The organism is Phycicoccus duodecadis (genome assembly GCF_002846495.1).
GTDB lineage: Bacteria > Actinomycetota > Actinomycetes > Actinomycetales > Dermatophilaceae > Phycicoccus > Phycicoccus duodecadis.
The window spans coordinates 882,888-899,933 of record NZ_PJNE01000001.1 but is presented as its reverse complement, the minus strand read 5'-3'; the positions used below and the strand labels follow the sequence as shown (position 1 = coordinate 899,933).

Annotated in this window: 16 protein-coding genes; 12 read left to right on the top strand and 4 right to left on the bottom strand. The window is 73.8% G+C overall.

All coding sequences use genetic code 11. The features are described from left to right. Positions 1 to 41: 41 nt before the first annotated feature. Both ATL31_RS04090 and meaB read left to right on the top strand, forming a co-directional pair. On the top strand, positions 42 to 1,241 hold the full coding sequence (locus ATL31_RS04090) for an acetyl-CoA C-acetyltransferase (protein WP_101394651.1): 1,200 nt from the start codon (positions 42 to 44) through the stop codon (positions 1,239 to 1,241). Between the two features lie 4 nt (positions 1,242 to 1,245). Further along, complete coding sequence (meaB, locus tag ATL31_RS04085; protein ID WP_101397235.1) at positions 1,246 to 2,241, top strand: methylmalonyl Co-A mutase-associated GTPase MeaB; 996 nt, start codon at positions 1,246 to 1,248, stop codon at positions 2,239 to 2,241. On the opposite strand, the gene ATL31_RS04080 is transcribed toward meaB, so the two are convergent. Continuing rightward, a complete protein-coding gene (locus ATL31_RS04080) occupies positions 2,225 to 4,741 on the bottom strand; it encodes a glycoside hydrolase family 65 protein (RefSeq protein ID WP_245861892.1) in 2,517 nt (838 codons plus the stop codon). The genes meaB and ATL31_RS04080 overlap by 17 nt on opposite strands. An 11-nt stretch (positions 4,742 to 4,752) precedes the next feature. Beyond that, the gene (locus ATL31_RS04075; protein ID WP_245861888.1) at positions 4,753 to 5,508 is read right to left on the bottom strand and encodes an HAD family hydrolase; all 756 of its coding nucleotides are present in this window, start codon (positions 5,506 to 5,508) and stop codon (positions 4,753 to 4,755) included. Positions 5,509 to 5,580: 72 nt separating this feature from the next. Between ATL31_RS04075 and ATL31_RS04070 the strand changes: the two genes are divergently transcribed. The 7 genes from ATL31_RS04070 (at position 5,581) to ATL31_RS04040 (ending at position 12,005) form a co-directional block, all read left to right on the top strand. After that, positions 5,581 to 6,096, top strand: coding sequence for a MarR family winged helix-turn-helix transcriptional regulator (locus tag ATL31_RS04070; protein WP_101397233.1), 516 nt, complete (start codon positions 5,581 to 5,583; stop codon positions 6,094 to 6,096). A 106-nt stretch (positions 6,097 to 6,202) separates the two neighbouring features. Next, positions 6,203 to 6,838 carry a hypothetical protein gene (locus tag ATL31_RS04065; RefSeq protein ID WP_143598311.1) on the top strand — a complete coding sequence of 212 codons (636 nt, stop codon included), beginning with the start codon at positions 6,203 to 6,205 and terminating at the stop codon, positions 6,836 to 6,838. Next, positions 6,835 to 7,857, top strand: a complete 1,023-nt coding sequence (locus ATL31_RS04060; protein ID WP_101394647.1) for a hypothetical protein — start codon at positions 6,835 to 6,837, stop codon at positions 7,855 to 7,857. Before ATL31_RS04065 ends, ATL31_RS04060 begins: the two co-directional genes overlap by 4 nt. A gap of 55 nt (positions 7,858 to 7,912) precedes the next feature. Beyond that, the gene (locus tag ATL31_RS04055; protein WP_245861885.1) at positions 7,913 to 8,899 is read left to right on the top strand and encodes a tetratricopeptide repeat protein; all 987 of its coding nucleotides are present in this window, start codon (positions 7,913 to 7,915) and stop codon (positions 8,897 to 8,899) included. 2 nt (positions 8,900 to 8,901) lie between these two features. Beyond that, positions 8,902 to 9,954 carry an alpha/beta hydrolase-fold protein gene (locus ATL31_RS04050; protein WP_101394645.1) on the top strand — a complete coding sequence of 351 codons (1,053 nt, stop codon included), beginning with the start codon at positions 8,902 to 8,904 and terminating at the stop codon, positions 9,952 to 9,954. A gap of 21 nt (positions 9,955 to 9,975) precedes the next feature. After that, complete coding sequence (locus ATL31_RS04045; protein ID WP_101394644.1) at positions 9,976 to 10,722, top strand: esterase family protein; 747 nt, start codon at positions 9,976 to 9,978, stop codon at positions 10,720 to 10,722. A gap of 17 nt (positions 10,723 to 10,739) precedes the next feature. After that, positions 10,740 to 12,005 (top strand): ATP-grasp domain-containing protein, encoded by a 1,266-nt coding sequence (locus ATL31_RS04040; RefSeq protein ID WP_101394643.1) that lies wholly within the window; start codon positions 10,740 to 10,742, stop codon positions 12,003 to 12,005. Between the two features lie 48 nt (positions 12,006 to 12,053). Here the strand turns inward: ATL31_RS04040 and ATL31_RS04035 are convergent, their stop codons facing one another. Beyond that, positions 12,054 to 13,025: a Gfo/Idh/MocA family protein gene (locus ATL31_RS04035; protein ID WP_101394642.1), complete on the bottom strand. Its 972-nt coding sequence runs from the start codon at positions 13,023 to 13,025 to the stop codon at positions 12,054 to 12,056. A gap of 56 nt (positions 13,026 to 13,081) precedes the next feature. Continuing rightward, positions 13,082 to 14,746, bottom strand: coding sequence for a phosphoglucomutase (alpha-D-glucose-1,6-bisphosphate-dependent) (gene pgm / locus ATL31_RS04030; RefSeq protein ID WP_101394641.1), 1,665 nt, complete (start codon positions 14,744 to 14,746; stop codon positions 13,082 to 13,084). 116 nt (positions 14,747 to 14,862) lie between these two features. Between pgm and sqr the strand changes: the two genes are divergently transcribed. From sqr to ATL31_RS04015, 3 genes are read left to right on the top strand one after another with little or no spacing between them, the layout of a single operon-like run. After that, positions 14,863 to 16,101 carry a type III sulfide quinone reductase, selenoprotein subtype gene (gene sqr / locus ATL31_RS04025; RefSeq protein WP_101394640.1) on the top strand — a complete coding sequence of 413 codons (1,239 nt, stop codon included), beginning with the start codon at positions 14,863 to 14,865 and terminating at the stop codon, positions 16,099 to 16,101. 56 nt (positions 16,102 to 16,157) lie between these two features. Continuing rightward, positions 16,158 to 16,472: a TusE/DsrC/DsvC family sulfur relay protein gene (locus ATL31_RS04020; RefSeq protein ID WP_101394639.1), complete on the top strand. Its 315-nt coding sequence runs from the start codon at positions 16,158 to 16,160 to the stop codon at positions 16,470 to 16,472. Between the two features lies 1 nt (position 16,473). Continuing rightward, complete coding sequence (locus ATL31_RS04015) at positions 16,474 to 17,010, top strand: DsrE/DsrF/DrsH-like family protein (protein WP_101394638.1); 537 nt, start codon at positions 16,474 to 16,476, stop codon at positions 17,008 to 17,010. Positions 17,011 to 17,046: the final 36 nt, after the last annotated feature.

Here is a 17,046-nt window from a genome sequence, read left to right as displayed (position 1 = left end):
GTCGGCAGGGTCCGCCCAGACCCGCCACGGAAGGCCCTCGCATGACCACCGACCCGACCGTCATCGTCGCCGGCGCCCGCACCCCCATGGGGCGGATGAGCGGCTCGCTCAAGGGCTTCAGCGGCTCCGACCTCGGCGGGTTCGCCATCAAGGGTGCTCTCGAGAAGGCGGGCGTGGCCCCGGCCGACGTCGACTACGTGATCATGGGCCAGGTGCTCACCGCCGGCGAGGGCCAGATCCCGGCGCGCCAGGCGGCCACCAAGGGCGGCATCCCGATGGACGTGCCCGCGCTGACCATCAACAAGGTCTGCCTCTCCGGGCTCGACGCCATCGCCCTGGCCGACCAGCTCATCCGCGCCGGCGAGTTCGAGGTCGTCGTCGCCGGCGGCCAGGAGTCGATGACCAACGCCCCGCACCTGCTCGAGAAGAGCCGCGACGGGTTCAAGTACGGCGACGTCACGCTCAAGGACCACATGGCCCAGGACGGACTCTGGGACGCGTTCACCGACCAGGCGATGGGCCTGCTCACCGAGGCGGCCAACACCGGCGGCGTGGCGTTCACCCGTGAGCAGCAGGACGCCTTCTCGGCGCGCAGCCACCAGCTCGCCGCGCGCGCCTGGAAGGACGGGTACTTCGACGACGAGGTCGTCACGGTCAGCATCCCGCAGCGCAAGGGCGAGCCCCTCGAGTTCCGCACCGACGAGGGCATCCGGCCCGACACCACCGCCGAGTCGCTCTCGGGGCTGCGGCCGGCGTTCCGCAAGGACGGCACCATCACGGCCGGCTCGGCCTCGCAGATCTCCGACGGCGCCTGCGCGGTCGTCGTCATGAAGAGGTCCCGGGCCGAGGCGCTCGGGCTCTCCTGGCTGGCCGAGATCGGCGCCCACGGCGTGGTGGCCGGCCCGGACTCCACCCTCCAGAGCCAGCCCGCCCGCGCCATCGCCAAGGCCTGTGCCCGCGACGGCATCTCGCCCACCGACCTCGACCTGGTCGAGATCAACGAGGCCTTCGCGGCCGTCGGGCTCGCCTCCACCCAGGAGCTCGGCATCGACCCTGAGAAGGTCAACGTCAACGGCGGTGCGATCGCCCTCGGCCACCCCATCGGGATGTCCGGGGCCCGCATCGCCCTGCACCTGGCCCTCGAGCTGCAGCGCCGCGGTGGCGGCGTCGGCGCGGCCGCCCTCTGCGGTGGCGGCGGCCAGGGCGACGCGCTCGTCCTGCGGGTCCCGGCCCGGGGCTGACCCGCTGGCCGGGCGGCGCGAGGTCGACGTCCCCTCCCTCGTCGCCGCGGCCCGGGAGGCGCACCCGCGCGCCGTCGCGCGGGCACTCTCGCTCGTCGAGGACGCCCACCCGGCCCTGCGCGAGGTGATGGCGGCCCTGGCGCCACACACCGGGCGCGCCCACGTCGTGGGGCTCACCGGGCCGCCGGGCGTGGGCAAGTCGACCACCACCAGCGCGGTCATCTCGGCGTACCGGCGCCAGGGGCTGACCGTGGCGGTGCTGGCGGTCGACCCCACCTCGCCGTTCTCGGGTGGGGCGCTGCTCGGCGACCGGGTCCGGATGGGCGAGCACGCGTCGGACCGTGGGGTGTTCATCCGCTCGATGGCCTCGCGCGGGCACCTCGGCGGGCTGTCGTGGGCCGCCCCCCACGCGGCGCGGGTGCTCGACGCCGCGGGGTTCGACGTCGTCCTGCTCGAGACCGTCGGGGTCGGCCAGAGCGAGGTCGAGGTGGCCGGCACCGCCGACACCACCGTCGTGCTCGTCGCCCCCGGCATGGGCGACGGCGTCCAGGCGGCCAAGGCGGGCATCCTCGAGGTCGCCGACGTGCTGGTCGTCAACCAGGCCGACCGCCCGGGTGCCGACCGCACCGTGCGCGACCTGCGCGGCGCCCTCGCCCTCGGTGCCCGGGCCGAGGGCGAGTGGCGCACCCCGGTCCTGCGCACCGTGGCCACGACCGGCGAGGGCGTCGACGCACTCGTCGCGGCGGTCGCCGCGCACCGTGACGCCCTGGGGCCGGCCGGCCTCCTCGCGCGCCGCCGGCACCGGGCCGCCCGTGAGGTCGAGGCCCTGGCCCTGGACGCCGTCCGCGCCCGGATCGGCGGCGTCGGGGCCGGTGACCGGCTCAACCGGCTCGCGGCCGCAGTGGCGGCCGGGGCGCTCGACCCGCACACCGCCGCCGAGCGGCTGGTCGCCGCGCTCGGTCCCGGCCCGCCCGGCGAGGGGCTCAGCGCGCGTCGGTGACCATGCCGTCGAACGGCTCGACGTCCTCGAAGGGGATCGGGTCGGGGACGCCGGCCGTGATGCGGCTGCCGTCCGCCCGGGTGCCGCCCAGCTGCGGGCGCCGACCCAGGAGGCCGCCGCGCCGCGCGCCGTGCCCGTCGAGCGCGACGACCACCGGGGTGCCGGGAGCGACCTCGTGCCGTTCGCCGCGGACCTCGACCGGCACCGGCGCCGCACCGTCCTCGACGGTGAACGCGACCTCGTGCTCGCTCAGCTGCACCCGCAGCCGCGAGCCCCGCCACGCGAGCCGGAAGGTCAGCGAGCCCCAGCCCTCGGGCAGCCGGGGGTCGAAGCGCAGCAGGCCGCCGTGGTCGCGCATCCCGCCGAAGCCGCCGACGAGGGTGGCCCACACCCCGCCGGCCGAGGCGATGTGCAGCCCGTCGACGGTGTTGTCGTGCAGGTCCGCGAGGTCGACGTAGAGCGCCCGGCAGAAGTACTCGTAAGCAGCCTCGTGGTAGCCGACCTCGGCCGCCACCACCGACTGGACGACGGCCGAGAGCGTGGAGTCGCCGGTGGTGATCGGGTCGTAGTACTCGAAGTCGGCGCGCTTCTGTTCGGCGGTGAACCGGTCGCCCTGCAGGTAGAGCGCCAGGACGACGTCGGCCTGCTTGAGCACCTGGAAGCGGTAGATGACGAGGGGGTGGTAGTGCAGCAGCAGCGGCCGGACGTCGGCCGGGGTGCGGCTGAGGTCCCACACCTCGCGGTCGAGGAAGAAGTCGTCCTGCGGGTGGATGCCCAGGCCCTCGTCGAAGGGGATGTGCATGCCGTCGGCGCAGGCCCGCCACTCGGCCAGCTCCTCGTCGCGCACCTGCAGACGACGGTTCAGCCGCTCCCACTCCCGCGGGTGCTCGGCCCGCACCCGCTCCACGGCCCGCACCGCCTGTTCGAGGTTGGCGCGCGCCATCACGTTGGTGAACAGGTTGTTGTTGACGACCGTCGTGTACTCGTCGGGCCCGGTGACGCCGTGGATGTGGAAGCTCGGGACGCCGTTGCTGCGCCAGAAGCCCAGCGCCGCGTACATCCGGGCGGTCTCGACCAGGATGGCCACCCCGTCGCGCACCAGGAAGCCGACGTCGTCGGTGGCCGCCACGTACTGCGCCAGGGCGTGGGCGACGTCGGCGTCGATGTGCACCTGCGCGGTGCCGGCCGCGTAGTAGGCCGAGGCCTCCTCGCCGTTGATCGTGCGCCACGGGAACAGAGCACCGGGCTGCGACATCTCGCGGGCGCGCTCGCGGGCCGCCGGCAGCATCCGGCTGCGGAAGGTCAGCAGGTTCCGGGCCAGCTCCGGGCGGGTGTAGGTGAGGAACGGGGCGACGTAGACCTCGCTGTCCCAGAAGTAGTGGCCCTCGTACCCCGAGCCGGTGACGCCCTTGGCGGCCACGCCGTGCTGGTCGGCCCGGCCCGCGGCCTGCGCCAGCGAGAAGAGGTTGTAGCGCACCGCCTGCTGGAGGGCCTCGGCCTGCGGGGCGCCGGTGCCGATCTCGATGTCGGCGCACTCCCAGAACCGGTCGAACCACTCGCGCTGCTGGGCGTGGTGGTCGTCGACGCCGTGGGTGCCGCAGCGGTCGAGGGTGCGTTCGCAGCGGTCGGCCAGCTCGCGCACGGGCAGGCTGCGGGAGGTGTGGTACGCCACGAGCTTCTCGACGCGCAGGGTGTGTCCCTCGCGGGCCTCGACCCGGAAGGTGGCCTTGGCCAGGTCGTCCTCGGCACGGGTGACGACCTCGTAGGAGTCGGTGCAGCGCACGGTGTGGTCGGCCATGACCGCGACGGTCATCCCCGAGCCACGGCAGCGGTGGCCGAGCATGAGCCGGTGCTCGGTGGCGCCGTGCAGCCGGGGGAGCAGCACCCGGCCCTCGAACGAGCCCGCCTTGCGCGGGTCGACCATCCCGCGAGCCGGAGCGTGGTACTCGTCCTCGCCGTCGAGCCGGTTCAGCAGCTGGCTGGAGACGACGACGGGGGCGTCGCCCGCGAGCATGGTGACCTCGAGGGTGAGCACCACGAGGTGCCGCTCGGTCATCGACACCATCCGGGTGGAGTCGACCCGCACCCGCTTGCCCGACGGCGTGCGCCACACCAGCGAGCGGCGCAGCACCCCGTCGCGCAGGTCGAGGCTGCGCTCGTACTCCTCCAGGTCGGCCATCCCGAGGACGAGGGGCTCGTCGTCGACGTACAGCTTCATCAGCTTGGCGTCGGGGACGGGGACCACGGTCTGACCGGTCCGGGCGAAGCCGTAGGCCGCCTCGGCGTGCCGGATGGGCCAGGTCTCGTGGAAGCCGTTGACGAAGGTGCCGTGCTCGTGGGCCTCGCGCCCCTCCTCGGGGTTGGCCCGCAGCCCGATGTAGCCGTTGGCCACCGCGAACAGCGTCTCGGTCAGCCCGAGGTCGGCGAGGTCGGGCGCGGTCTCGACCAGGCGCCAAGGGTCGGCGGGGAAACGGGTGCGGTCGAGGGGGTCGGCCCCCACCCGGCCCGTCCTCACGCGAGCTCCCGGAGGTCGGTCACGACCAGATGCGCGCCGGCCGAGCGCAGCGCGTCCTCGCCCGCGCCGCGGTCGACCCCGACGACGAGCCCGAAGCCGCCCGCGGCGCCCGCCCGCACCCCCGAGACGGCGTCCTCGACGACCACGGCGGCCCCAGGGGCGGCGCCACACGTGCGCGCGGCCTCGAGGAAGGTGTCGGGGGCGGGCTTGCCGGGCAACCCGAGCGCTCCGGCGACCCGGCCGTCGACCACGGTGACGAAGCGGTCGGCCAGCCCGGCGGCGGCCAGGACGGCGGGGGCGTTGGCCGAGGAGGAGACGACGGCCAGCGGGACGCCGAGGTCGCGCAGGTGGTCGAGCAGCGCGAGCGAGCCGGGGTACGGGCGCACGCCGTCGCGCTCGAGCACGGCGGTGAAGGCGTCGTTCTTGCGGTTGCCCAGGCCGCACACCGTCTCCGCCTCGGGGGCGTCACCGGGCTCGCCGCGGGGCAGGTCGATGCCGCGGGCGCCGAGCAGGTCGGCGACGCCGTCGTAGCGGGGCTTGCCGTCGACGTGGGCGTAGTAGTCGGCCTCGGTGTACGGCGCGGTGTCGGCGCCATCCGCCGCGGGGTGTCCCGGCGCGAGGCCCCGGAGGAAGGCGTTGAACATCTCGGACCACGCCGCCATGTGCACCTCGGCGGTGGGCGTCAGGACCCCGTCGAGGTCGAAGAGCACGGCGGCGTAGTCGCGCCAGGCCACTGTTCTCGAGCCGTTCACCGGCCCCACGCTAGGGACCGCGGGCCCGGACACACAATCGGTCCCGCTCCCGGGCGCGTTAGCGTGCTGACCGTGAGCGAGCCGGTACGCCTGCCCTTCGACCCCATCGAGCGGGCGCGCGAGCTGTGGGTCCAGCGGTGGGGCACGGACGCACACGCCACCTCGATGGCCACCGCCACCTCGGTGATGCGGGTGCAGCAGCTCCTCCTGGCCCGCTTCGACGCCATCGCCGGGCGGCACGGGCTGACCTTCGCCCGTTACGAGGCGCTGGTCCTGCTGGCGTTCAGCCGTGACCAGCGCCTGTCGATGTCGCGCATCGGCGAGCGGCTCATGGTGCATCCCACGAGCGCCACCAACATCGTGCAGCGCCTCGTGGCGCAGGGGTTCGTCGAGCGGGTCCCGAACCCCACCGACCGCCGGGGGGCGTTCGCGGTCATCACCGCGGCCGGGGTCGCGGCGATGGAGGCCGTGACCGTCGACCTCGAGGAGGCCGACTTCGGCCTGGGGATGCTCGACGCCGACCAGCACGACACGCTGTTCGCGGTGTTGCGCGAGGTACGGGTGGGGGCTCGCGACTTCACGCCCTGACGGGCGGGGATTTGTCGAGCCCGTCCGCCGTTTGTCATGGTGGAGGGCACGAGACGTGTCCGGCGGAGCCGCTCCGGACACGCTGAACCCGAAGGACCCCGACCCCATGGTCACGATCGTCACGCGCGCCGTCGGCGCGCTGCTCGCCCTGGCGGGCCTCGCCCTCACCGTCGTGGGGGTGTGGTTCGCGACCCACCTGGGGGGCTCCGGGACGGCGCAGTTCACCCTGCACCCGCCGGCGGGTCGCCCGGTGCTGGTCAGCCCGGAGGTGCTCAACCGGGTGGACGCCGACGTCACGGTCTCCGCCACCGCGGCGGGCTCGGGCCGGGTCCGGATGGCGCGGGCCAACCCCTCCGACGCCACGGCCGTCATCGGCGGCGCCCAGCACGTGGAGGTCACCGGGGTCGACGTCCGGGACTGGACGCTGCGCAGCGTCTCGCGGGGGACGGGGGAGGCCCGGGGGCTCGGCACCGCCGACCTGTGGCGCCAGCAGGTCGACGGCCCCGGCAGGGTGTCGCTGACCGTCCGGCAGGCGCAGGCCCCGGAGTCGCTCGTCGTGGCGGCCGAGGGCGGCCGGCTGAGCACCCTCACCCTCACCGTCACCGACAAGCGCTGGTTCGTGGAGGCCGTCGTGGCGGCGCTGGTCGGGCTCTTCCTGCTCGTCGCCGGGGTGGTCGCGCTCTGGCCCCGCCGCCGCAGCGCCGCTGCCCCCGTGACCGACCCCCAGGAGGTCAGCCGATGAGCCGCCCCACCCCGCGCCACACCGCCCGTCGCACCGTCGTCGCCGCCGTCGCCGGAGCCCTCGCGCTGGCCACCGCCGGCTGCGGTGCCACCGACGCCCTGGTGGGCCTGCACCCCGCCCCGGCCGAGGCGTCGGCCGCCGCCCCGCTGGACGCCGAGGGCGCCACCGGCATCGCCGCCCGCCTGCTCGCCGCCGAGCGGGCCGTCGCCGGGGTCCCCGGCGCGAAGGGCGACACCGCCCGGGCCGCCGTGCTCCGCGGCGACGCCCTGCTGCTGGCCAACGCCGTCGCCGCCCGCGGGCAGGCGGTCGCCACCACCGCCGAGCTCAGCAAGGCGCCCGAGCCCACCGTGCTGGCGCAGTCGCGGGGCCGGGGCTGGCCGCGCGCCATCCTGGCGACGACGCTCGACCCGACGACCTCGACCCAGGTCCTGCACGTGATGGTCTCGCTCACGCCCACCGACCCCTTCCGCATCGCGTCCTCGGTCGGCATGTTCGGGGGGGCCGAGCTGCCCGCGCTCGGCTCGGAGCAGGCCGGTGCGCCGTTCGTCGAGGCGTCCGACGGCACCGGGCTGGTGCTCTCGCCCGAGAAGGCGCTCGCCGCCTACGCGGCGGCACTGGCCCGGCCCGCCCCGAGCAAGCCCCCCGCCTCCGTCTCGGTCGACGACGCGTTCGGTGCGGCCCTGGCGGCCTCGGCGGCCCGGCAGAGCAAGGCCCTCGGCACGCTGGCCTCGCTGCGCCAGCGGCACGTCGCCATCCCCAAGGGCACCGTGGCCTTCCGGCTCGCCGACGGCGGGGTCGTCGCCTTCGGGCTGCTGCAGCGCACCGACACCATCGCGGTCCGGGCGGGGGCCAAGGAGCTGGTGCTGCCCCGGCGCTACGCCGAGCTCGTCGGCAAGACCAAGGTGACGACGTCGGTCAGCCTCAAGAGCCTCGAGCCGGTCGTGCTCATCGTCCCCACCGAGGGTGATGTCACGGCCATCGGCGCGAGCGAGATCCTCGTCAGCGGCACCGGCCGGTGACCGGGCCGCTGCACCCCGCCCCGAACACCGTGTCCCGATGGGGGAGAATCCGAGCATGACGCAGACGCCTGACCCCCTCGGCACCCGCGGTGCCGTCGACCTGTCGAAGGCGGCCGCCGCGGCCGCCGGTGCCCCGGGTGGCCGGTCCGCCGCCGGCGGGCCCGTCCCCGCCGGTGGCACCGGCTCCGGGGCGCCCGCCATCCCCGAGGGTCTCGTCGTCGAGGTGACCCCCGAGAACCTCCAGCAGGCGCTGACCCGCACCGTGCAGGTGGCCGGGCTCCTCGTCCTCTGGTCGTCGGGGCACCCGCAGACGCGCGACCTGGTCGACACCGTCGCCCGCGTGGCGGCGGCGCAGGACGGCCGGGTCGTCGTGCTGACCGCCGACCTCACCGGCCACCCCGAGCTGCTTCGGATCTTCTCCCCGGTGCTCCAGGAGGCGTTCGGCCAGGCCACCGTCCCGGCCACGTTCGGGCTGCTCCAGGGCCAGCCGGTGCCGCTCTTCCCGGGCCTCGCCGACGACACGCAGGTGGCCCAGGCCGTCGAGCAGCTGCTCCAGGCCGCGGTGCAGAACGGCATCACCGGCCGCGTCGACCTCGGCCCGGTCGCCGGTGCCCCCGACGACGACGCGGTGCCGCCACTGCACCAGGCCGCCTACGACGCCATCGAGCGCGGCGACCTGGCCGCCGCCACCGCCGCCTACGAGCAGGCACTGGCCGAGAACCCCAAGGACGAGGACGCCCGGCTCGGGCTCGCCCAGGTGCGGCTCATGGAGCGCACCACCGGCGTCGACCTCGCCGCCGCGCGGGCCGCCGCGGCCGCCGACCCCACCGACGTCGACGCCGCCCTCGTCGTGGCCGACCTCGACGTCCTGGGCGGCCACGTCGAGGACGCCTTCAGCCGGCTCGTCGACCTCGTGCGCACCACCACCGACGACGACCGTGACCGGGCGCGCACCCACCTCATCGAGCTCTTCTCGGTCGTCGGCAACGACGACGAGCGGGTCCGCCGGGGCCGCACCGCCCTCATGAGCGCCCTGTTCTGAGCGTGCCGCCGACCCTCGTCGAGCGCCGGATGCGCTTCCGGCTCGACCCGCACGACGCGGCCGTCACCGGCGTCTCGCTCGAGTGCGACGGCGCCGTACCCGGCCCCCGGGCCTTCGCGCGCGACGACACCGGCTGGCGGCTCGAGCTGGCCGACCCCGGGCTCGACCGCCTGGAGTACCGGTTCGTCGTCCACCGCGGCGACGCGGCCGACACCGTGCTCGACCCCGCCAACCCGTGCACGGTGCGCACCGCCTTCGGCGAGCGATCGGTGCTCGAGCGTCCCGGTTACGCGGAACCGGCGTGGCTCTCGGCCGCCCCGGCGCCCGGGCGCTACGACCCGTTCACGCTGGCGGGCGAGACCCGCCACGACGTGCCCGTCACGGTCTGGTCGCCCGACGGGCTGGGGGATGCCGACGACGCGCCGCTGCTGCTGGTGCACGACGGCCCCGAGTACGACGACCTGGCGCGCCTGACCCGCTACTGCGCGGCGTCGGTCGCGGCCGGGGTGCTGCCACCGCACCGGGTGGCGCTGGTGCATCCGGTGCTGCGCGACGCCTGGTACTCCGGGTCGCCGGCCTTCCTGCGCACCATGGCCGACGCCGGGCTCGACCGGCTGGGCGAGCGCTACGCGGTGGCCGGGCCGGTGGTGGTGATGGGGGCCAGCCTCGGTGGCCTCACCGCGCTGCTGCTGGGGCTCACGGCGGCGCCGCGCGTGGGCGGGGTCCTGGCGCAGTCGGGCTCGTTCTTCCAGCTGCGCCACGACGGCGCCGAGAGCGGCTTCCGGTACTTCGACCGCATCTCGCGCACGGTGCAGTCCATCCTCGACATGCGCCACACCGACCATCCCCTCGTGGTGGGGATGACCTGCGGGGCCCTCGAGGAGAACGTGGCCAACAACCGCGACATGGCGGCCGCCCTGCGCCGGGCCGGGCACGACGTGAGGTACCGCGAGGTGCGCGACCTGCACAACTACACCGCCTGGCGCGACGCCCTCGACCCGGCGCTCACCGACGTGCTGCGCAGCCTGTGGTGCGCCCCGGGCGCCGACGCCTGACCCGCCGCTAGGGTCGCTCGCATGGAGCGACGCAGCGTCCGGCTGGGTGTCCCCGGGCACGACGGGGACCTCGAGGTCGTCCGGCACGGGCACTGGGGCCGGCCGGTGCTGCTCTTCCCCTCCGAGGCCGGCAGCGCCCACGACGCCGAGGGCAACGGGATGCTCGAGGCCGTGCGACCGCTGGTCGAGGCGGGGCGGATGAGCCTGTTCTGCGTCGACTCCCTCGACGGCCGGTCGTGGTCCGACACCGCGCTGCCCACCGAGGAGCGGGCCCGGCGCGCCGAGGCCTACACGTCCTGGCTCGAGCAGGCCGTGCTGCCGTGGGTACAGGGGCAGAGCGGCGGGTCGACCGAGCTCGTGGCCGTGGGGCCGTCGCTGGGGGCCTACCACGCGGTGCGGCTGGCCCTGACCCGGGCCGATGTCGTGCCGCTGGCCATCGGCCTCTCCGGCACCTACGACCCGACCGCCTGGAACGGGTGGGGTGAGCTCGGTGACGCCACCTACTTCGCCAACCCCACCGCCTTCGTCGCGAACGCGCACGGTGAGCACCTCGAGTGGCTGCGCGCGCGGGTCTCGCTGCTGCTCGTGGTCGGACAGGGCCCCTTCGAGGTCTCGCCCACCCGTGCCCTGCCCGGCACCCGCGCCTTCGCCGGGGTCCTGGCGCGCCAGGGCATCCGCCACGAGCTCGACGTGTGGGGCCACGACAGCGCCCACGACTGGCCCTGGTGGCAGCGCCAGCTGGCCCACCACCTGCCCCGTTTCGTCTGACCGAAAGGACCGCTCCCGTGAGCAACCCCACCGACCACCTCGTCGGCCTCCTCCTCGGTGCCGAGGAGGACTGGCCCACGGCGTTCGAGGCGCTGGCCCGGCGGCTGGGGGTGCTGCGTGCCCCCGACGGCAGCGAGCACACCCTCACGACCGAGCGGATGACCATCGAGCCGTTCAACCTGCGCGACCGGGTCCGCCAGGAGCTGGTCATCGACCGGCTCGCGCACTGGTACTACCACCCGCGCGAGTGGCTGAAGAAGGCCGCGCTCATGGACGACGTGTACCTGCTGAACAGCCCGTTCACGTTCCAGTCGATGGAGAAGCACTCGGCCTACTGCGCCCTGATGCGGCTGGGCTTCTCCGTGCCCGACACGGTGCTGGTGCCGTACAAGAACCCCGTCGACAACGCCCGGTGGGCCTACACCTCGGCCAAGTACAACCGGGGCTTCGACCTCGAGGAGATCGCGGAGCGGCTGGGCTACCCCCTGTACATGAAGCCGTTCGACGGCGGCGGCTGGCGCGGGGTGTCGCAGGTCCGCGACCGCGAGGACCTGCACCACTCCTACGACGACTCCGGCGAGATGCTGATGCACCTGCAGGCGTCGGTGCCGGACTTCGAGCACTTCGCGCGCTCGCTCACCATCGGCCCCGAGACGATGGTCATGAAGTTCGAGCCGGACCGGCCGATGCACGAGCGCTACACGGTCGCCCACGGGTTCCTCTCGGACGCCGTCGGGGCCGAGGTGCTGACGACCAGCCAGACCGTGAACGCGTTCTTCCGGTGGGAGTTCAACTCCTGCGAGATGCTGGTCAAGGACGGGGTGGTGTACCCGATCGACTACGCCAACGCCTGCCCCGACGTCGCCGTCACCTCGCTGCACTACTACTTCCCGTGGGCGATGAGCGCGCTGCTGCGCTGGACCGTGTTCTGCGCCGTCACCGGCCGCACGGCGCGCACCCAGGTCGAGACCGACCCGTGGTTCGCGGTGGCCGACGACCCCGCGCTGGACCACCAGGGGCGGCTGGCGGCGTACCAGCGGCTGGCCGACGAGCACTTCGAGACCGAGCGCTACCGCGAGTTCTGCGCGAGCACCCTGCCGCACCTGGACGAGCTGGTCCTCGAGTGGATCACCGGCGACGACTTCCGGATGCTGCTGACCTCGACCATCCAGCAGACCTACCCGCCGCACGAGTGGGAGCGCTTCGAGGCCCACTTCGGCGGGCTGCTGGGGCTGTGGGTGTCCGACGAGCAGCGGCGCCTGGCCGCGGCGGCGGACGCCTGACCGGCATCCGGTGTCGCAGGCCCGCGCCCGCACGGTGCGGGCGCGGCCTCAGACCTCGCCCGCCCGCACCAGGTCGATCATCGCCTGGGTGCCCCGCGCGTCCTCGAGGGTCCACGGGAAGTCGGCCCCCGCGCGCAGCGTCGCCACGAGGCTCTCGAACTCGAGCACGTACTGGCGCACCGCCGGGAACCGCTCGATGCGCAGCGTGTCGCCCTGGGTCACGTGCACCTGCGCCTCGCCCGCGAGCCCGGCGTTGAACGGGGCGGTCACCCGGATCATCCCGTCCTCGCCCTGGAACGTGACCTCCTGCCGGGGGTACAGGCGGGTCGAGGTGAGCGCGCAGTAGCTGAACTCGCCGCTCGCACCCGCCATCGTCCCGGTGACCTGGGCCCACACGTCGACGCCGTTCTCCCTCCGGATCCGTGAGCTCAGCGCCACCGGCTCCGAGCGGGCCGCCCATCGCGCCGAGCCGTAGGTGTAGACGCCGATGTCGGGGATCGAGCCCCCGCCGGTCTCGGGGCGGTTGCGGATGTTCCCGGGGTCGCGCAGGTCGAAGCTGAACACCGAGTCCACGTGCCGGAGCGTGCCGATGGCGCCCTCGTCCAGCAGGGCGCGGACGCGCTGCCACTGGGGGTGGTGCACGATCATGTACGCCTCGGAGGCGAACAGCCCGGTCCGGTCACGGGCCTCGATCAGCGCGTCGATCTCGGGCGCCGCCATGGCGATCGGCTTCTCGGTGAGGACGTGCTTGCCGGCCTCCAGGGCCTTCAGGGTCCACTCGACGTGCAGGTGGTTCGGCAGCGGGACGTAGACCGCCTCGATCGCGGGGTCGGCCAGCATCGCGTCGTAGTCGAGGTGCACGACGAGGTCCGGTGCGAAGGCCGTGAACGGCTCCGCCTTGGCGGCGGACGAGGTCGCCAGCGCGGCCAGCCTGGCCCCCCTCGCCGCGTGGATCGCGGGGGCGGTCTGTTCCAGGGCGAAGGTCGAGGCGCCCAGCACCCCGATGTTCACGGGTTCCATCTGCCCTCCTGGTGGTGCGGGTGGTCGTGGTGGGGCGCTCGGCGACGAACGGGCCGTCAGCCGCCGAGGGCCGCGCCGACGACGTCCTTGGCCTCGGCCTGCACCTGCGCGAGGTGCTCGGGGCCGCGGAAGGACTCGGCGTAGATCTTGTAGACGTCCTCGGTGCCCGAGGGCCGGGCCGCGAACCAGGCCGACTCGGTGACCACCTTGAGCCCGCCGATGGCCGCGCCGTTGCCGGGGGCCTCGGTGAGCTTGGCGGTGATGGGCTCGCCGGCCAGCGACTCGGCGCTGACGTCGTCGGGGGAGAGCGCCGCGAGCTTGGCCTTCTCCTCGCGGGTGGCGGCGGCGTCGATGCGGGCGTAGGCCGGCTCGCCGTGGCGCTGCACCAGGCTGCGGTAGTGCTCGCTGGGGCTGGTGCCCGTGCGCGCCTGGATCTCGGAGGCCAGCAGGGCCAGCAGGATGCCGTCCTTGTCGGTGGTCCACACCGAGCCGTCCCGCCGCAGGAACGAGGCGCCGGCCGACTCCTCGCCGCCGAACGGACCCGAGCCGTCGAGCAGCCCCGGGACGAACCACTTGAACCCGACCGGCACCTCGACCAGCCGGCGCCCGAGGTCGGCCGCCACCCGGTCGATCATCGAGCTCGACACCAGCGTCTTGCCGACGAAGCCGTCGTCGCGCCACTGCGGCCGCGCCCCGCCGTAGAGGTACTGGATGGCCACGGCCAGGTAGTGGTTGGGGTTCATCAGCCCGGCGTCGGGGGTGACGATGCCGTGCCGGTCGCTGTCGGCGTCGTTGCCGGTGGCGATGTCGTACTCGTCGCGCCGCGCGATCAGCGACGCCATCGCCGACGGCGACGAGCAGTCCATCCGGATCCTGCCGTCCCAGTCCAGGGTCATGAACCGCCAGGTGGCGTCGACCAGGGGGTTGACGACGGTGAGGTCGAGGCGGTGCCGCTCGGCGATGGCGCCCCAGTAGTCGACGGCCGCGCCGCCGAGGGGGTCCGCCCCGATCCGCAGCCCGGCGTCCCGGACGGCGTCGAGGTCGAGCACGCTCGGCAGGTCGTCGACGTAGGTGCCCAGGAAGTCGTACGTGCCGACGGTGGCGCGCGCCCGCGTGAACGGCACCCGCCGGACCCCGTCGAGACCGGCCCGGATGTAGGCGTTGGCCCCGGCCGCGATGACCTTCGTGGCGTCGGAGTCGGCGGGCCCCCCGTGCGGCGGGTTGTACTTGAAGCCGCCGTCGGTGGGCGGGTTGTGCGACGGGGTGACGACGATGCCGTCGGCCAGCCCGATGCCCGGGCGCAGGTCGTCGACGCGCGAGACCTTGCCGCGGTTGGCGACGAGGATGGCGTGCGAGACCGCCGGCGTCGGGGTGTAGCGGTCGGCGGCGTCGACCAGCACGGTGACGTCGTTGGCCACCAGCACCTCGAGCGCCGAGGCCCACGCCGGCTCCGACAGCCCGTGGGTGTCGCGGCCGATGAACAGCGGCCCGTCGAAGCCCTGCTCGCGCCGGTAGTCACAGATGGCCTGGGTGGTCGCGAGGATGTGGGCTTCGTTGAAGGACGTCTTCAGGCTCGAGCCGCGGTGCCCCGAGGTGCCGAAGGCGACCTGCTGGTCGACGTCGTCGGGGTCCGGCTCGCGCACGTAGTACGCGGTGACCAGGGCCGCGACGTCGACGAGGTCGGAGGGCTGGGCGGGCTGGCCGGCGCGCGATGAGCTCATGGTCGCGATCCTCGCAGACCACCCCCGCGCCGGCACAGCATCGGTGTCCGCAGGATCACAGGGTGGAGGGGCTGTCGGCCCTGGTGGCGAACTACTACCAGGTGTAGTACTGAGGTATGGAAACCCCTCGCAACCTCGTGGTCCTCGGCGCCGGCACCGCCGGCACCATGGTCGTCAACAGCCTCCGCCGCCGCCTCCCGGCGCCGTGGCGCATCACCGTGGTCGAGCAGCACGACACGCACGACTACCAGCCGGGCTACCTCTTCCTCCCGTTCGGCGCGATCGCGCCGGAGCAGGTCCGGCGCCGCACCCGTGGGCTGGTGCACGACGGCATCGACCTCGTGCGGGCGGGTGTCGAGCGCGTCGACACCGCCGAGCACGAGGTGCATCTCGCCGACGGGCGCGTGCTGCCCTACGACCAGCTCGTCATCGCCACCGGCACCACCCCGCGACCCGACCAGACCCAGGGCACCCTCGGCCCGCAGTGGCACCGCGAGGTGGGCGAGTTCTACACCTACGAGGGCGCGCTCGCCCTGCGCGACCGGCTCGAGACGTTCACCGGGGGCCGGCTCGTCGTGCACATCACCGAGCTGCCGATCAAGTGCCCGGTGGCACCGCTGGAGTTCACCTTCCTGGCCGACGACTGGCTGCGCCGCCGCGGGCTGCGCGAGCGCACCGAGCTGGTGTTCGTCACGCCCCTGGACGGCGCCTTCACCAAGCCGGTCGCCAGCCGAGCCCTCGGTGGTCTGCTGGCCGAGAAGGGCATCACCGTCGAGGCCGACTTCATGGTCGAGCACATCGACCAGGAACGCCGCGTCCTGGTGTCCTACGACGAGCGTGAGGTCGCCTACGACCAGCTCGTCACCGTGCCGGTGAACATGGGGGCGGACTTCGTCGCGGTCTCCGGGCTCGGCGACGAGCTCAACTACGTGCCCGTCGACCGGCACACCTTCCTCGCGGACGGCCTCGACGACGTCTTCGCCTTGGGGGACGCCAGCAACATCCCGACGAGCAAGGCCGGCTCGGTGGCGCACTTCTCGGTCGAGGTCTTCACCGAGAACTTCCTCGAGCACATCGCCGGCCGGCCCATGACGCACGTCTTCGACGGCCACGCGAACTGCTTCGTGGAGTCCGGCCACGGCAAGGCGCTGCTCCTGGACTTCAACTACGACACCGAGCCGCTCACCGGCACCTTCCCCTTCCCCGTGGTCGGCCCGCTGACCCTGCTGGGGGAGTCGCGCGCCAACCACCTCGGCAAGCTCGCGTTCCGGCACCTGTACTGGAACGCCCTGCTCCCCGGGCGGCCTCTCGGGCTCCGACCGCAGATGTCGATGGCGGGCAAGCATCCCGCCTGAGCCGACCGGCCCATCCGCCGGCCACCCACCACCCACCCCGGAAAGGACGACCCACCATGACCACCACCACGATCGCCGGCCACCCGGTCGACGTGAACGACGAAGGGTTCCTCACCGACCCCCAGCAGTGGAGCGAGGACCTCGCCCCCGAGCTCGCCCGGCTCGCCGGCCTCAGCCTCACCGAGGACCACTGGCGGCTGATCCGCTTCCTGCGCGAGGACCACGCCGCCCGGGGCGAGACCCCGACCCTGCGCCGGGTCGCCACCGCGACCGGCACCCCCGTCAAGGAGCTCTTCGCGCTCTTCCCGGGCAAGCCCGCCAAGAAGATGGCCTACGTCTCCGGGCTGCCCAAGCCGAAAGGATGTGTCTGACATGACCGCCGTCGACACCGCACCGCTCGTCCCGTCGTTCGACGCGCCGGAGGGCAGCGGCCGGAAGCTGGCCATCATCTGCTCCAAGGGCAACCTCGACATGGCCTACCCGGGCCTGATCCTGGCCAACGCCGCCGTCGGGGAGGGCGTCGAGACCCACCTGTTCTTCACCTTCTGGGGCTTCGACATCATCACGAAGGCGACGATGGCCGACCTGAAGTTCAGCTTCGTCGGCAACACGGCCATGCACCCGCCCGGCCACAGCGGCCTCGGCGTGCACCACATGCTCGGGGCCCTGCCCGGGGCGACGACGGCCGCGACGATGCTGATGAAGAAGCAGCTGGCCGACCTCGACGTGCCCGAGGTGCCGGAGTTCCTCGACCTGCTCGTCGGCTCCGGGGCGCACCTGTGGGCCTGCCGGATGTCGGCCGACATGAACCACCTGACCGCGGACGACCTCCACGAGGGTGTCGAGGGCATCATCTCGGCGGGCGACTTCATCGAGCTCACCGAGGGAGCCCAGCTGCTCTTCATCTGAGGCAGCCGACGCGAACGTGTGTGAACACGCCGGGGA